Source organism: Microvirga aerilata (genome assembly GCF_016743775.1).
Lineage (GTDB): Bacteria > Pseudomonadota > Alphaproteobacteria > Rhizobiales > Beijerinckiaceae > Microvirga > Microvirga aerilata.
The window spans coordinates 1-828 of sequence record NZ_JAEQMY010000334.1 but is presented as its reverse complement, the minus strand read 5'-3'; the positions used below and the strand labels follow the sequence as shown (position 1 = coordinate 828).

The following is an 828-nucleotide window of genomic DNA, read 5'->3' as shown; positions in this document are numbered from 1 at the left end:
AAAGGGCAGCGGTGACCTAACAGCGACTGCCGCAGCACCTATCTCTTCCTGCTCGGGTTCATCTGCGATGCAAACAGCTCCTGCAGTTGCTCGAACCCTTTGAAGGTCGTTGGAAGCCAAGCGTTGATCATCGTATTCGGATCCATCGCTTTCAAATTGGCAGACAAGGACACCTGCATTTCCTTCATCAGGTGCTCCTGCATGGGTTGCACATCCGGCAACCCTAAGAACACACGTGCCTCTTCAGGGGTGCAGTCGATGTTCATGGTAGCCTTCATCTGAAACAATCCTTTTCCGACCATTGGTCCGTCTGGCGTTCATCCGCACGACAGGCTCTGGATTTTCACGAGACGCAGCCCGCTGAATTCAGGCCGAGGGCTATTGCTGAACCTGACCTGATTATCCGAGCTAGACGCCCAACTCGATCGGCATTCCGGCCTCATTTACAGGCGTGAGGATCGCGGTTGGTGACCGCGATCCTCTGCAAACGCAGGTACTACTGGTTTACTTCCGGCTGGAGGCGAGCGCCGGCCGCTTTCGGCCCGAGCGCTCGTTCTGACCGGATTGCTCAATCTCGATTTCATCCCGACGGACGGTGTCCCGCACGGTTTCAACACGGCTGGTGCGCTCGCGGCGGACCACCACCTCTTCCCGCACCTTGACGCTCTTGCCAACAACCGCCACCTCGGACGACTCGATCATCTCGATCGTCATCTCGGTGAGTGTCTCGCCTGTGGCAGCGTCGGTGACCGGCTTGCGTCGCTCCACGATCACCCGCTCGTCATAAAGCGACACCTGCTGCTCAACCGGGGTCTCAACAACCACACG

The 828-nt window shown here is 58.0% G+C and carries 2 protein-coding genes; both read right to left on the bottom strand.

Translation table 11 applies throughout. From position 1 onward, the window contains the following. Positions 1 to 38: 38 nt before the first annotated feature. Positions 39 to 278, bottom strand: a complete 240-nt coding sequence (locus tag JKG68_RS32675) for a DUF6489 family protein (RefSeq protein ID WP_376773257.1) — start codon at positions 276 to 278, stop codon at positions 39 to 41. A 226-nt stretch (positions 279 to 504) separates the two neighbouring features. Further along, positions 505 to 828, bottom strand: a 324-nt coding sequence (locus JKG68_RS32670) for a DUF2382 domain-containing protein (protein ID WP_202066624.1), incomplete at its 5' end; no start/stop codon positions are given.

Excerpts from the sequence above, each read along its gene's own strand:
- JKG68_RS32675 (WP_376773257.1), bottom strand. The coding sequence starts at position 278 with ATGAAGGCTACCATGAACATCGACTGCACCCCTGAAGAGGCACGTGTG.